Below are 15,427 nucleotides of genomic sequence, written 5' to 3'. Positions count from 1 at the left end.
GCGCAGAACGGTGACGGCATGCGCTGACTATTGGTTCGTCCACCAAACAAATTTTGCATTCAAATGGCCGGCTCTGCAAACGGTCATTTGCGGCCATGACCTACCCATTTCCGAAAGGGTGCATCGGCAATAGCGCCTATGATGTCACTGGGGCTCGACAGAAATCCTGCGTTCCCATAAGGATTTTGTTCGTCTGGCGAACGATTGAAGTTCACGCTCCTATCCATCGGCCAGCAGGGACGATTCACCGCAAAGTGAATTTTGAATGCAAAATTGACGGTCTGCCGGTGCGATCCAGCCGTGCCATCCGCCGCCGCCATCCGTTTCAGGGGAGCCCACGCCATGCCGCTCGACGACCGCAACGTCCCGCCGCGCCGCGGCTCCCGCATCGGTGACAGCGCCCTGGCCGCCCGCCTGCGCGGCGCCGTGAAGGGGGAGGTGCTGTTCGACCGTTTCACGCGCGGGCGCTACAGCACCGACGCCTCGATCTACCAGATGGAACCGGTCGGCGTCGTCGTCCCGCGCGATGCGGAGGATGTGGCGGCGGCGGTCGCCGTCGCGGTGGAGGAAGGGGTGCCGATCCTGCCGCGCGGCGGCGGCACCTCGCAATGCGGGCAGACGGTGAACGAGGCGCTGGTCCTCGACTGCTCCAGGCACCTGAACCGCATCCTCGACGTGGATGCCGGGGCGCGGACCGCGACGGTGCAGCCGGGCATCGTGCTGGACCATCTGAACAAGGCACTGAAACCGCTGGGGCTGTGGTTCCCGGTCGACGTCTCGACCGCGGCGCAGGCGACCATCGGCGGCATGACCGGCAACAACAGCTGCGGCACCCGGTCGCTGCGCTACGGCAATATGGTGCACAATGTCCGCGCCATCGACGCCGTGCTGGCCGACGGCACCCCGGTGCGCTTCGACGGATCCGCCCCGTCGACCGAGCGTCATCGGCGGCTCGAAGCCGCGCTGAAGGTTCTGCACGCCCGCGAGGCCGACGAGATCGCCGTCCGCATTCCCGCCGTCCGCCGCAAGGTCGGCGGCTACAACATCGAACGGCTAGGCGGCGACCACCCCAACCTTGCCAAGCTGCTGGTCGGGTCGGAAGGGACGCTGGCCTTCTTCCAGCGCATCGAGCTGGCGCTGGCGCCGCTGCCCCGGCACAAAGTGCTGGGGGTCTGCCACTTTCCGACCTTCCGCAAGGCGATGGAATCGGCGCAGGCCATCGTCGCGCTGAAGCCGGCGGCGGTGGAACTGGTCGACCGCAACATGATCGCGCTCGGCCGCGACATCCCGCTGTTCCGCGCCACCATGGACCGCTTCATCGTCGGCGAGCCGGACGCCCTGCTGCTGGTGGAGTTCGCCGGCGAGGATCGTGACGAGGAAATCGCCAACCTTCGCCGGCTGGGCGAGCTGATGGGCGATCTCGGCCTGCCCGGTGCGGTGGTGGAGGCGGTCGACCCGGCCTTCCAGGCGGCGATCTGGGAGGTGCGCAAGGCCGGGCTGAACATCATGATGTCGATGCGGACGGAGGGAAAGCCGGTCTCCTTCATCGAGGATTGCGCCGTCCCGCTGGAGCATCTGGCCGACTATACCGAGCGGCTGACCGAGGTCTTCCACCGTCACGGCACCACCGGCACCTGGTACGCCCACGCCTCCGAAGGCTGCCTGCACGTCCGTCCGGTCCTGAACCTCAAGCAGGAGCTGGAGGTACGGAAGATGCGCGCCATCGCCGAGGAGGCCTTCGTGCTGGTGCGCGAATACAAGGGGTCCCATTCGGGAGAGCATGGCGACGGGCTGGTCCGCTCCGAATTCCACGAGCCGATGTACGGCCGCCGCATCGTCGATGCCTTCCGCGAGGTCAAGACGCTGTTCGATCCGGCCGGCCTGTTCAACCCCGGCAAGATCGTCGATCCGCCGCGCATGGATGACCGCCGCCTGTTCCGTTACAAGCCCGGCTATGGCGCCCTGCCCATCGACACCGCGCTGGATTGGTCGGAGTGGAACGGTTTCCTCGGCGCGGTGGAGATGTGCAACAACAACGGCACCTGCCGGAAGTCCGACCCCGGCGTGATGTGCCCGTCCTACCGGGCGACCCGTGACGAGCAGCATGTCACCCGCGGCCGGGCCAACACGCTGAGGCTGGCGCTGACCGGGCAGCTCGGCCCCGAGGGGCTGGCCGCCGACGGGGTGATGGAGGCGCTGGACCTCTGCGTCGGCTGCAAGGGCTGCAAGCGAGAGTGCCCGACCGGCGTCGACATGGCGAAGATGAAGATCGAGGTGCTGGCCCAGCGCCTCAGGCACGGTGCCCGCCTGTCGCTGCGCGACCGGCTGGTCGCGTGGCTGCCGCGCTACGCCCCGGCGCTGTCGGCCGCCGCCCCCCTGCTGAACCTGCACGGCCGGATCCCCGGCCTGCCGGCGCTGACGGAGCGCCTGCTCGGGCTCAGCCGTCACCGGTCGCTGCCGCGCTGGCATGCGAGGCCGTTCCGCCATCCCGACGCCCCGAAACCCGGCGCGGCCGGCGAAGTGGTTCTGTTCGCCGATACCTTCAATCGCTGGTTCGAGTCCGACAACGCCCGCGCGGCCGTCCGCGTGCTGGAGGCGGCGGGGTACACGGTCCACGCCGCGGTGCCGGCCGACGGTGGCCGGCCGCTGTGCTGCGGCCGGACCTTCCTGGCCGCCGGTCTGGTCGAGCAGGCGCGGGCGGAGCAATGGCGCGTGGTCGAGGCGCTGATGCCCTATGCCGAACGCGGGGTGCCGATCGTCGGGCTGGAACCGTCCTGCCTGCTGACCCTGCGCGACGAGATGACGGCGGTGCTGCCCGGACCGGAAGGTGCCCGCATCGCCGCCCACGCGTTGCTGTTCGAGGAGTTCCTCGACCGCGAGCACGCCGCCGGCCGGCTGACCCTGCCGCTGAAGCCGCTGGCGGCCCGCAAGGCGCTGGTGCACGGCCATTGCCACCAGAAGGCCATGGGCGCGCTGCCGCCCGTGGAAAGAGTTCTGAAGCTGATCCCGGACCTTGCGGTTTCGGTGCTACAATCCACCTGTTGCGGAATGGCCGGGGCCTTCGGCTATCAGGCGGAACATCACGAGGTGTCGATGAGGATGGGAGAACTCGACCTGCTGCCGGCGGTGCGCGCCGCCGATGCGGACACCATCCTGGTGGCCGACGGGACGAGTTGCCGCCACCAGATCCAGGACGGCGCCGGCCGGCGGGCGGTGCATGTCGTCCTGGTCTTGGACCAGGCGTTGGAACAGGCGCCGGCGGACCGGACTGCCGCGGTGGGGGGAAGACCGGAATGACTCTGATCGACCGCAGCAGCCTCCACGCCGAGGTCGTCGCCCGGCTGCGCACCGCCATCGTCGACGGCGAGCTGTCGCCCGGCTCGCGCATCAACGAGCGCGAGCTGTGCGAGCGCTTCGGCGTGTCGCGCACCCCGCTGCGCGAGGCGTTGAAGGTGATGGCCAGCGAGGGGCTGGTGCTGCTGCTGCCCAACCGCGGCGCCCGTGTCGCCACCCTGACGCGGGCGGACATCGAGGACACCTTCACGGTGATGGCCTGCCTGGAAGCGCTGTCGGGCGAACTGGCCTGCGCCCACATCACCGAGGAACAGATCGCCGAGCTGCGCGCGCTGCATTACGAGATGCTGGCCCACCATGCCCGCCGCGACCTGCAGGCCTATTACCGGCTGAACGAGCGCATCCACCATATGATCCTGACGGCGTCGAACAACCCGGTGCTGATCGCCACCCACGCCAGCCTGGCGCTGCGCATCCGCCGCGCCCGCTACGTCGCCGATATGCCGCGCGACTGGTGGGACCAAGCGGTGCGCGAGCATGAACAGATCCTGGACGCCCTGGTCCGGCGGGATGGCCCAGCCATTGCGGTTCTGCTGCGGCAGCATCTGGAGCGCAAGATCGACATCATGGCCGATTCGACCGGGATGGCGTCGTCGGGTGCCGACGCCGCGAAAACCTCGTCGGCCGCCTGAGCAGCCGATAGTCGGAAGCGGGACGGTGGTCTCGGCAGAGATGGAACAGACATGCCGTCCTCCTCACCGCGGAAGGCGCTGGAGGCGAACTCATTCTCCACGCTCGTCCAGATGGTCAGGGCGGGTATGGGCGTGACATTGATACCGGAAATGGCTGTGGCGGTGGAGACCGGTTCAGGCACGGTATCCGTCGTCCGTTTCAAGGATCCCCAACCCTCCCGGACCATCGGCATGGTCTGGCGCAAGACAAGTCCATTGGCCGGCAATCCGAGCTTTGATCCCTACCCCGACAAAGCTGCACTCCCGATCGACGGATGGATATGGCTAAGGGAGGGGCACCATCAGCTCATCCGGTTCATCACTGCACCGCCCAACGCTCCAGGGCGGCGCGGACGCGAAGGATGACGGGGGTCCAGTCACCCGGCCGATCCTGGCGGAACAAGCGCATGGTCGGATACCACGGACTGTCCGACCGGTCGCGCAGCCAGCGCCAGCAGGAATCGTAGCGCGACAGCATCCAGACCGGGCGGCCCACCGCCCCGGCCAGATGGCACACCGAAGTGTCGACGCTGATGACCAGATCGAGTTCCGCGACAAGCGCGGCGGTGTCGGCGAAATCGCCAACCCCATCCATCCAGTCAACAAGGTCGAGATCGGGCGGCGGAGCTTCGGTCGCCGACGGGCCTTTTTGCAGGCTGTAGAATCGCACGCCCGGAACGCCGGCCAGCGGGGCCAACGCGGCAAGCGGCAGGCTTCGCCGCCGGTCGACCATATGGGCCAGGAACTGGTCGTTGTGCGCGGAACCGGCCCAGACCAGTCCGACCTTCAAGCGGCGCTCACCGTCGAGCTTCCGTTTCCAGGTGGCGCGATCCTGCTCGGATGCGCGCAGATAGGGGACGGCTGCCGGGATGGTTGCCAGAGTGGTGTCGAACGCCAATGGCAGGCTGAGCAGCGGAATGCAGGCATCGCATTTCGGTGGCGGTTCCGTGGGCGCCCGGACCGAGGCGATGCCGGGGAGCCCCGACAGCAGCCGGACCAGCGACGGTTGGACCATCAGATGGACTTGGGCACCGAGTGCGGCCAGCATCGGGGCATAGCGGACGAAATGCAGCGTATCCCCTTGCCCCTGTTCGGCCACCAGAAGGAATGAGCGTCCCGCCGGGTCGCCGCCTTGCCAGCGTGGGGCATAGGCCGGATAGGCAACACGGTCCATCCGCCAGCGGGATTCATAGAGACGCCAGCCATTGGCGAAGTCGCCATCTGCCAGCAGCACCATGGACAGGTTGAAGCGTGCAACGTCGCTTTCGGGATGGAGCACAATGGCGCGCTCGTTGCCGCGGCGTGCCCGCTCCGCCTGTCCGTGGCCATGTTCTGCCAGGGACAGGTTGATGAGGGCTGCCGGGGAAGCCGGTTGCAGGACCAGAGACCGGCGGGCCAGCGACACCGCCGCAGCGAAGTCGCCGTGCAAGGTTGCCAGCAGGCTGTCGCCGGCCTCGGCATACCCCTCCAGCGGAGCCAAGCGGCGCAACCGGTCATGCATCGCCTTGGCCGCGTCGAGCCTTCCCTGCCTGATCAGGAGTCCGGCATGGTTCATATAGCCGGCTGGTCGGTCGGGCGACAGCGCAACCGCGCGCCGCGCGCAGGCGAGCGGCAGCGCCGGCTCTGCCGTGTCACCGAGCCCGCCGGCTAGCGCGAGCCACGCCGGCGGGCTGTCCGGCGCCAGCCGCACCACCCGATGCAGGATGATCGGCAGGCGCTCCATCGCCCGCTGTTCCAGCAGGATCGAACCGGCGACCGACCAGCCTTCGGCAAAGCCTGGGTCGAGAGCCAACGCCCGCATCGACGCCCGCGCCGCCGCCTTGAAGCGCCGGGTCTTGTGCAGCAGCGAAGCCAGTCCGGCCCAGGCCCTCGGGTAGGTCGGACGCAGCCGCAAGGCGTGGTGGTAAGCCCGCGCCGCACCGGCTGCCAAGCCCAGGGCACGCCGCGCTTCGCCGAGATTGTGCCAGATGCTTGCCCGATGCGGTGCCAGTATGGCCGCCATGGTGAAACAGGAAACGGCGAGCGTTTCCTGCCCGTCGGCCAGGGCGGCGGCACCTTTGTGGGTGAGTACGACGGCTTGGTCGGTGAAACCGGCGGTTGGGGCGGGCATGAAAGTGTGTCCTGAGGAAGGCGGCGGACCAGTGCAGAGCTGCTGTAGAGAGAACTTGTGCGTGGGGGCGGTATTTGCTCGATTCGGCCGAGCGAATTCCGTGTTCCGCCCTGACATTCATCATCTTAAGTCGATCGCTCGTGGATATTCCTCCAAGTTTTCTCCATCTTTGGCTGTGAAGAAAACGATTTTTTGAGAAAATTATCTACTATCTTAATAATTTAATTTTGTTTTGCAGTGCATGCTAGCGATTCTTCCGGGGTGATCCGCGAAAAGATTGGGGAGAACGGTCGGATGGCAGCCGAAGAACGATCCCATCCCATGCTGGCCCATCCCATGCTGGCCCATCCCATGCTGCAGGGCACGCCGAACCTGCCGGACTGGCTGGAGACGGTCGGCTGCGCGATCGCATTTTCGACCTACGAGACGCACAGGCTGTTCTTCCTTGGGCTGGGAGAGGATGGGCGTCTGAAGGCCCATGAGCGGATGGTGCAGCGTTGCCAGGGCCTGTGTGTCGACGGGGCAGCGCTGTGGGTCGCCGGACAGTCCCACCTCTGGCGCTTCGCCGACACGTTGCAACCGTCCGGCCGTACGCCGTCGGGTGCGGACCGTCTTTACGTGCCGCGATTGGGCTACATGACCGGTGACGTCGATATCCATGACATCGCGGTCGGGCACGACGGTGTCCCGATCTTCGTCAACACACGCTTCAGCTGTCTTGCAGTTCCCGACGCCGACCGGGGATTCCGTCCGGTCTGGAAGCCCGCCTTCATTTCCGCCCTGCGCAACGAGGACCGTTGCCATCTGAACGGGATGGCTCTCGGCGAAGACGGCTGGCCGCTGTTCGCGACGGCGTTGGGCCGCTGCGATGTCATCGAGGGCTGGCGCGAGCGCCGGACCGACGGCGGCGTGCTGATCGATGTTCCGTCGGGCGAGGTTGCCTGCGCTGGGTTGTCGATGCCGCATTCCCCCCGCTGGCACCGTGGCCGGCTGTGGCTGCTCAACTCCGGCACCGGCGAGCTTGGAACGGTGGACGGAAGCGGCCGCTTCGAGCCGGTCTGCTTCTGCCCCGGCTTCGCGCGCGGATTGGCCTTCCTTGGGAAATGGGCGGTTGTCGGGCTGTCCCGTCCACGCGGCGATCACGGAACGCTGAGCGCGTTGCCGCTTGAGGCGGCGCTGAACCGGGCCGGGATTTCTGCTCAATGCGGCTTGGCCGTGGTGGACACCGACAGCGGAACCGTTGCGCACATGCTGTGGCTCCATCACACCGTAAACGAGTTGTACGACGTCGCCATCCTTCCCGGCGTGCGCCGCGCGGAGGCGGTGGGGCTGCTCGACGCGCGGGCGCTGGCCGAAGCGGTGACCACTCCAACAGACATTCCGAATTGACCGGACGCCTCACGGCGGCCGGTGAAGGAACGTGGTGTCGACATTTGTATCCGAGGGGCTGAAAGATCGTGGCTACTCCAACCTTTACTCTGGTCGGCACCAATTCTTTCGGCCTCAGCGGTGTTGGGAATTATGGCGCCCCTACATTCGCGGATCTCGACGGTGACGGCGATCTGGATCTTCTGGTCGGCAACAAGCTTGGCGAGACGGTGTATTTCGCCAATGTCGGGACGACGCTGGCGCCGACCTTTTCCCTGCAGGGCACCAATCTGCTCGGGATTTCCAGCTACAATACCTATGCGGCCCCAAGACTCGTCGATATCGATGGAGACGGTGACCTCGATCTTTTCATCGGTAGCAAGGACGGCGGCACGCGGTTATTTCGCAACACTGGAACGTCGGCCTCTCCATCCTTCTCTCTGGAGGGGACCAACCTCTTCGGCATCATCTCCGACAGCTACATGGTTCCGAGCTTCGCCGACCTGGATGGCGACGGCGACGCCGACCTGCTGATCGGGACCGCTAGCGGTCTCACTTTCTACCGCAACAATGGAACCTCGTCGGCACCCACCTTCTCGCTGGAGGGAACGAACCTCTTCGGCATGACGGCGGGCATCCGCAACAACACGCCGATCCTCGTCGACCTCGATGGCGACGGCGATCTCGATCTGGTGAACAAGGATGTCGTTTCCATCAACATCGGGACGACATCGTCTCCCACCTTCTCGCTCGTCGGGACGGCCGTTTACGGCCTCGCCACCGGAGCCTATCCGACGCCGGCCATGGCCGACCTCGACGGCGACGGCGACATTGATGCGCTCTTTGGCGTCTCCAACGGATCCCTGTTGTATCTCCGGAACATCGCGCCGGTCGTCAGGACGTTGGCCGATACCGGCAACACGCTGACGCTGTCGCAGATCAACACGCTGACGGGCGGCGCCGGTACGGACGTCATCACGCTGGGTAACATCGGCGCGACCTTCGGCGTTACCGGCGTCGAAACGCTGACCGGTACCGGCGGCACCAATGTGATCACGCTGGGGGACGCCGGCACCACCATGATGGTGTCGTGGCTGAGAAGCCTGACCGGTGGGGTTGGAACCGACGTCATCACGCTGGGTTCGGCGGGCAACAGCACGACATTCACGCAGGTGGAAACCCTGATCGGTGGGGTTGGAACCGATGTCGTCACGCTGGGCACCACCGGCAACACCATGCTGGTGTCTGGACTGGAGAGCCTGCTGGGTAGCACTGGTATCGATGCCATAACCCTGGGCGATCTCGGCAACACGATAGCGTTCTACTCCACTGAAACCATCATCGGCGGTGCGGGAACGGATGTCGTCCTCCTCGGCACCAATGGCGTACGGTATGCAGTTTTCGACGTCGAAGTCGTCATCGCGGGCGGCGCGGGCGGCACGCAGTCCGTGGTTTTGGGGACGCAGGGTAACACCATGACGATGTCGCTGGTGCCGAGCATCATCGGCAATAGCGGCACCGACCTGATCACCCTGGGATCGGCCGGCGTCACCACGAAGGTGTCGGATCTGGAGACGCTGACCGGTGGCGTCGGCACCGACGCCGTGACCATCCTGACGGCCGGCACGACCATGCAGGTCTCCTGGCTGGAAACCCTGACGGGCGGCACCGGCACCGATGTCATCACCATCGGAACCGCCGGCAGCACCATGACGGTGAAGCTGCTGGAGACACTGGTCGGCGGTGCCGGCACCGACCTCGTGACCTTCGCCTCCGGTGGCAACACGACACTGGTTTCCGACATTGAGACGTTGACCGGCGGGATTAGCGTCGATGTCGTCGTTCTCGGGACCGGCGGCAACACGCTTCAGATCTCCCGCATTGAAACGGTGACGGGAGACAGCGGCACCGACGTCGTAACGGTGGGCGCCACCGGCGTATCGGTGAAGGTGCAAGGCATCGAGACCTTGATCGGCGGGGCCGGCACCGACGTCGTGACGTTCGGTACCGCCGGAAACACGGTGCTGCTTTCCGCCGTGGAAAGTGTCATCGGTGCCACCGGCACGGACGTCGTGACCTTCGGGTCGGCCGGCAGCACGGCATTGATCTCGGCGCTTGAAACACTGGTTGGTGGTGGGGGCGTCGATGTCGTCACAGTCAGCGCCAGTGGCATAACCCTTTTTCTTTCCCAGATCGAAACATTGAACGGTGGCTCGGGCCGCGATGCCATCTCGCTGGTGGATTCGGGCAACACCATCCAGTTGTGGAGAATCGAAACGCTGACCGGTGGGGCCGGCACCGATGTCGTGACGATCGGTTCCAACGGAAGCACTGTGTTGGTATCCGACATCGAAACCTTGGCGGGCAGCACCGGCACCGACCTCGTGGTGCTGAGCGCCGCCGGCAACACGATGCTGGTCTCGGCTGTCGAAACACTGACCGGCGGGACCGGCACCGACGTCGCGACGCTCGGCACTGCCGGAAACACCCTGCTGCTCTTTGCTTTCGAAACGCTGACCGGCGGGGCCGGCACTGATGTCGTGACGCTCGGTACCGGCGGCAACACGATGCTGGTCTCGGTTGTCGAGACCTTGACCGGCGGGACCGGCACCGATGTCGTGACGCTTGGCGTCAGTGGCAACACCCTGCTGACAACCGGCATCGAGACGCTTATCGGCGCCGCCGGCACGGATGTCATGACGCTCGGCACTGCCGGCAACACCCTGCTGGTCTCGGCTGTCGAAACGCTGATCGGTGGGGCCGGCAGCGATGTCATTACACTGGATACCGCCGGCAGCACGATGCTGGTGTCCGACATCGAAACGGTGACGGGAGACAACGGCACTGACGTCGTCACCCTGAGTACGGCTGGAGCGACCTTGACTGCACAAGGTCTTGAGACCTTGACCGGTGGGGCCGGGACCGATGTCATTACGCTGGGTGCTACCGGCAATAGCCTGATGGTCTCGGCTGTTGAAACGCTGACCGGTGGGAGCGGCACCGATGTCGTGATGCTTGGCACTGCCGGCAACACCCTGTTGGCGACCGGCATTGAGACGCTCGTCGGTGGCGTCGGCACCGACGTCGTGACACTGGACACCGCCGGCAATACTCTGTTGGCAACCGGCTTCGAGACGATTATCGGAGGCTCCGGCACCGATGTCGTCATGCTTGGCAGCAGCGGGGCGACCTTTCACGCCGTCAATATCGAAACCGTCATCGCGACCGGGCAGACTCTTCATCTGAGCGGACTGGAAACCCTGGTCAGCATTCTGAATGCCGACATTCTTGTCTTGGGCGATGTTGGCAACACCCTGTCGGTCTCCACCCAATACAGGACCATTCTCGGATCGTCGGGATCCGATGTGATCACGCTTGGAAGCGGCGGCAGGACGGTTTATGTCGAAGGTCTCGAAACGCTGACCGGGTCGGACGCCGGCGATGCGGTGATCGTCGGTACGACCGGCATCACGCTGCTGGCAACCCTGCTCGACACGATCACCGGCGGAGCCGGCACCGATGTCATCACCCTGGGCAGCGCCGGCGGTACCCTGCTCGTCGACCGGCTGGAGACGCTGAGCGGCGGAATCGGCATCGACGTCGTCATGCTGGAGACCGGCGGCACGACCCTGCTCGTCAATGCCATCGAGACATTGGCAGGGTCTGCGGGCACCGATGTCGTGACCTTCGGCTCGGCCGGCGGCACTCTGCTGGTCACCCTGCTGGAGACGATCACCGGTGGCACGGGTTCCGAGTTGATCTTCCTCGGCTCGGCCGGTTCGACCGTTTCGATCTCGGCTATCGACATCCTCACCGGCGGCATCGGCACCGATGTCGTCACCCTTGGCACGGCCGGTAACACCCTGCTGCTGCGCAGCATCGAGACGCTGGCAGGCAACAGCGGGACCGACATCGTCACGCTGGGCGATACCGGCAACACCACGCTGGTTTCTGCTCTTGAGACGATCATCGGCGGTGCGGCCGTCGACGCCATGTCGCTGGGCACGGCTGGCAGCACCCTGTTTGCAACCGCTCTCGAGACGCTGACCGGCGGAGCCGGCACCGACGTCGTGGTTCTCGGTTTGGCCGGCAACAGCCTGTTCATCGCCGACTTCGAAACGATCGCCGGCGGCGGCGGCACCGACGTCGTCACCTTGGGCACGGCCGGCAACACCCTACTGATCTCGATTGTGGAGACGATCACCGGCAGCGCGGGCACCGATGTCGTGACCCTCGGTTCGGCCGGCAGCACTCTGCTCGCCAACCTGCTGGAGACGATCACCGGCGGCACGGGTTCCGAGTTGATCTTCCTTGGCTCGGCCGGCGGCACGGTCCTGGTGTCCAATCTAGACCTGCTGATCGGCGGTGCCGGCACCGACATCGTCACGCTGGGTCCGGCCGGCAACACCCTGTTGACGCGGGGGCTGGAAAGCCTGATCGGCGGTTTGGGAACCGACGCCATCACCATCGGCGATACCGGCACCACCATGGGGGTTTCGGGCATCGAGACGCTGGCTGGCGGGGGAGGGACCGACACCATCACGCTGGGCACGGCAGGCAGCACGCTGCTGGTTCGGAGACTGGAAACCCTGACTGGCGGCATCGGCACCGATGTGGTCACCATCGGTTCGGCCGGCTCCACGCTGCTCGTTGACCTCATGGAGACGATCGCTGGCGGCACGGGCTCCGAGTTGCTCTTCCTCGGCTCGGCCGGTTCGACGGTCACGGTGTCGGGCATCGACACCCTGATCGGCGGGGCCGGGACCGATGTCGTCACCTTTGGGATCGCCGGCAACACCGTGCTGCTGCGCGGCATCGAGACGCTGATCGGCAACAGCGGCGTCGACCTTCTGACGCTGGGCGACACCGGCAATACGACGACGGTGTCGCTGTTCGAGACGATCTTCGGCGGGACCGGCGTCGATGCCGTTTTGCTCGGCACCAGCGGCAACACGCTGGCGGTGTCGCAGATCGAGACGCTGCTGGGCGGGTCCGGTCTGGACGTGGTGACGCTGGGGTCCGGCGGCAACACCTTGGCGACCGTTGCGGTGGAGACGCTGATCGGCGGCAGCGGGCTGGATGTGGTGACGCTGGGCACTGCCGGCACGACGGTGCGGATCACGGGCATCGAATCGATCACCGGCAACAGCGGGAGCGACGTCATCCAGCTGTCGGACGGTGGCGGCACCTTCGTGGCCACTCTGCTGGAGACGCTGATCGGCAGTTCCGGCAGCGACGTGGTGGTGATCGGCGAGCCGGGCGGCGGTTCGACCCTGTTGATCGCCGGGCTGGAGGTTCTGGTCGGCAACGCCGGCCCGGACCTCGTCACGCTCAGCGACGCCGGCAACACCACGCTGCTGCGCATGCTGGAGACACTGACCGGCGGGTCCGGACTGGACGCGATCACCATTGGCAATCGCGGCTCGACCATGGTGACCTCGAACCTGGAGACGCTGGTTGGCGGGACCGCGCTCGACATCATCACGCTGGGCACCGGCGGCAACACGCTGCTGGTGTCGCAGCTGGAAACGCTGATCGGCGGCAGCGGACTGGACATCGTGACGCTCGCCACCGCCCGGTTCGACACGGCGGCGGACATGAACCGGGTGTCGGGCTCCAGCGGCAACACACTGCTGGTTGCGGGCCTGGAAACGCTGATCGGGTCGAGCGCGACGGATGTGGTCTATCTCGGCTCAGCCGGCAACACGCTGCTGGTTTCGGGGCTGGAGATCCTCGTCGGCGGGGCGGGCAACGACGCGGTGACGCTGGGCGACGGCGGCAACACCGTGCTGCTGCGCGGCATCGAGACGCTGACCGGCAACAGCGGTGTCGACGTTCTGACGCTGGGCGACACCGGCAACACGGCGATGGTGTCGCTGTTCGAGACGATCATCGGCGGGACCGGCATCGACGCCGTCCTGCTCGGCACCAGCGGCAACACGCTGGCGGTGTCGCAGCTTGAGACGCTGCTGGGCGGGTCCGGTCTGGACGTGGTGGCGCTGGGGTCCGGCGGCAGCACCTTGGCGACGGTGGCGGTGGAAACGCTGATCGGCGGCAGCGGTCTGGACGTGGTGACGTTGGGCACCGCCGGCACGACGGTGCGGATCGCCGGTATCGAAACCATCATTGGTGCTGCGGCAACCGATGTCATCACCGTTGGGTCGGGCGGCATCACGGCACAGGTGAATGCCCTTGAAACCGTTGTCGGTGGCGAAGGCTTCGATCTGATCTTCCTGGGCAGCACCGGCAGCACGCTGCTGGCATCGGCCCTCGACATTTTGGTCGGCGGCAACGGTCGGGATGTCGTCACGCTGGGGTCGGACGGCAACACGCTGCTGCTGCGCGGCATCGAAACACTGACCGGCGGGGCGGGCAGCGATACCGTCACCATCGGCGACACCGGCACCACCATGCTGACGAGCGCGATAGAGACGCTGACCGGCGGGTCCGGGCTGGATGTCATCGCCTTGGGCTCGGGCGGTAACACGATGATGGTGTCACTGCTCGAAACCCTGACCGGCGGGGCGGGCAGCGACGTGATCGCGATCGGCACCCTGGGTGCAACGCTGGTTGCCAACGCGCTTGAAACCCTGCTGGGTGGCACGGCATCCGAACTCGTCTTCCTTGGTTCCGGCGGATCGACGATCGCGGTGTCGGGAATCGATACCCTGATCGGCGGTACCGGCACGGATGTCGTGACGCTGGGCTCGGCGGGCAACACGCTGCTGCTGCGCGGTATCGAAACACTGACCGGCAACAGCGGTGTCGACGTGCTGACGCTCGGCAATACGGGCAACACGGCGACGGCATCGCTGTTCGAGACGATCTTCGGCGGCCTGGGCACCGATCTCGTCGCCCTCGGTTCGGTCGGCAACACGCTGATGGTGTCGGGCATCGAAACCCTGGTCGGCGGCCTGGGCACCGATGTCGTCACCATCGGCACTGTCGGCGGCACGCTGCTGGCGCTCGGCATCGAGACGCTGATCGGCGGCACGGGGCTCGAGGTCATCGTCACCGGTTCGACCGGTGCGACCCTGACTGTCTCGGGTGCGGATTTCGTGGTCGGCAGCAGCGGCACCGATGTCCTGACCCTCGGGTCTGCCGGGAACACCACCACCATCCGCGGCATCGAGACGCTGGTCGGTGGCGAGGGCTCCGACCTTGCGATCCTGGGCGACACCGGCAACACGCTGACCCTGGGTGCGAACCTGGAAATCCTCGTCGGCGGTGCGGCGGTCGACGTGGTGACCATCGGCAGTTCGGGCACCACCCTGCTGACCCGTACGATCGAGACCCTGATCGGCACCGTCGGCACCGACGTCATCACGCTCGGCGACACGCCGAACACGATCACTGTGACCGGCATCGACACCCTGACCGGCGGTGCGAGCACCGACGTCGTCTTCACCGGTTCGGCCGGCGTGACGATGACAGCTTCGGGCGTCGAATTCCTGGTCGGCGGCACCGGTCTGGACGTCGTGACGCTGGGTGCGTCGGGGAACACCGCCACCATCCGCGGCATCGATACGCTGTCGGGCGGAACGGGCACCGACGTCGTGTTCCTGGGTGACACCGGCAACACGATGGCGCTCGGTACCGGTATCGAAATCCTCGTTGGCGGCGCTGCCACCGACGTGGCGACCATCGGCACCTCGGGCACGACCCTGCTGACCCGTGGCGTCGAAACCTTGATCGGCGGCGTCGGCACCGACGCCATCACCCTGGGTGACACGGCGAATACCATCACCGTGTCGGGCGTCGACACCCTGACCGGCGGTGCGAGCACCGACATCGTCTTCACCGGCGCGGCCGGCGTGACGATGATGGCCTCGGGCGTCGAGTATCTGGTCGGCGGCACCGGTTCGGACGTCGTGACGCTGGGTGCGTCGGGTAACACCGTCATCACCCGCGGCATCGACACCAT

General features: G+C 66.2%; 6 protein-coding genes. 5 read left to right on the top strand and 1 reads right to left on the bottom strand.

Going from position 1 to position 15,427, the window contains the following annotated elements:
• Positions 1-342: 342 nt before the first annotated feature.
• Genes TSO5_RS28720 through TSO5_RS28710 form a run of 3 tightly spaced genes read left to right on the top strand, consistent with a single transcriptional unit; the run spans position 343 to position 4,391 of the window.
• Positions 343-3,297: an FAD-binding and (Fe-S)-binding domain-containing protein gene (locus tag TSO5_RS28720; protein WP_109154809.1), complete on the top strand. Its 2,955-nt coding sequence runs from the start codon at positions 343-345 to the stop codon at positions 3,295-3,297.
• Positions 3,294-3,986 (top strand): GntR family transcriptional regulator, encoded by a 693-nt coding sequence (locus TSO5_RS28715; RefSeq protein ID WP_109154808.1) that lies wholly within the window; start codon positions 3,294-3,296, stop codon positions 3,984-3,986. Before TSO5_RS28720 ends, TSO5_RS28715 begins: the two co-directional genes overlap by 4 nt.
• A 51-nt stretch (positions 3,987-4,037) precedes the next feature.
• A complete protein-coding gene (locus tag TSO5_RS28710) occupies positions 4,038-4,391 on the top strand; it encodes a LysR substrate-binding domain-containing protein (protein WP_282183542.1) in 354 nt (117 codons plus the stop codon).
• Here the strand turns inward: TSO5_RS28710 and TSO5_RS28705 are convergent.
• Positions 4,345-6,135, bottom strand: a complete 1,791-nt coding sequence (locus tag TSO5_RS28705) for a glycosyltransferase family 9 protein (RefSeq protein ID WP_158282503.1) — start codon at positions 6,133-6,135, stop codon at positions 4,345-4,347. The two genes, TSO5_RS28710 and TSO5_RS28705, sit on opposite strands and share 47 nt — an antisense overlap.
• A gap of 321 nt (positions 6,136-6,456) precedes the next feature.
• Here TSO5_RS28705 and TSO5_RS28700 point away from each other — a divergent pair, with 321 nt between their 5' ends.
• Positions 6,457-7,524, top strand: coding sequence for a TIGR03032 family protein (locus tag TSO5_RS28700; protein ID WP_199231049.1), 1,068 nt, complete (start codon positions 6,457-6,459; stop codon positions 7,522-7,524).
• A gap of 68 nt (positions 7,525-7,592) precedes the next feature.
• A partial coding sequence (locus TSO5_RS28695) for a calcium-binding protein (protein WP_109154805.1) occupies positions 7,593-15,427 on the top strand: 7,835 nt, incomplete at its 3' end.

This window comes from Azospirillum sp. TSO5, from assembly GCF_003116065.1.
Classification (GTDB): domain Bacteria; phylum Pseudomonadota; class Alphaproteobacteria; order Azospirillales; family Azospirillaceae; genus Azospirillum.
Note: the sequence above shows the minus strand (reverse complement) of the source record. Positions and strands in the feature narration are given on the sequence as shown.

What these genes read in the sequence shown, in the direction of transcription:
- TSO5_RS28715 (WP_109154808.1), top strand. Translation starts at nt 3,294, where the DNA reads ATGACTCTGATCGACCGCAGCAGCCTCCACGCCGAGGTCGTCGCCCGG.
- TSO5_RS28700 (WP_199231049.1), top strand. Translation starts at nt 6,457, where the DNA reads ATGCTGGCCCATCCCATGCTGGCCCATCCCATGCTGCAGGGCACGCCG.
- TSO5_RS28710 (WP_282183542.1), top strand. Translation starts at nt 4,038, where the DNA reads ATGCCGTCCTCCTCACCGCGGAAGGCGCTGGAGGCGAACTCATTCTCC.
- TSO5_RS28705 (WP_158282503.1), bottom strand. Translation starts at nt 6,135, where the DNA reads ATGCCCGCCCCAACCGCCGGTTTCACCGACCAAGCCGTCGTACTCACC.
- TSO5_RS28720 (WP_109154809.1), top strand. Translation starts at nt 343, where the DNA reads ATGCCGCTCGACGACCGCAACGTCCCGCCGCGCCGCGGCTCCCGCATC.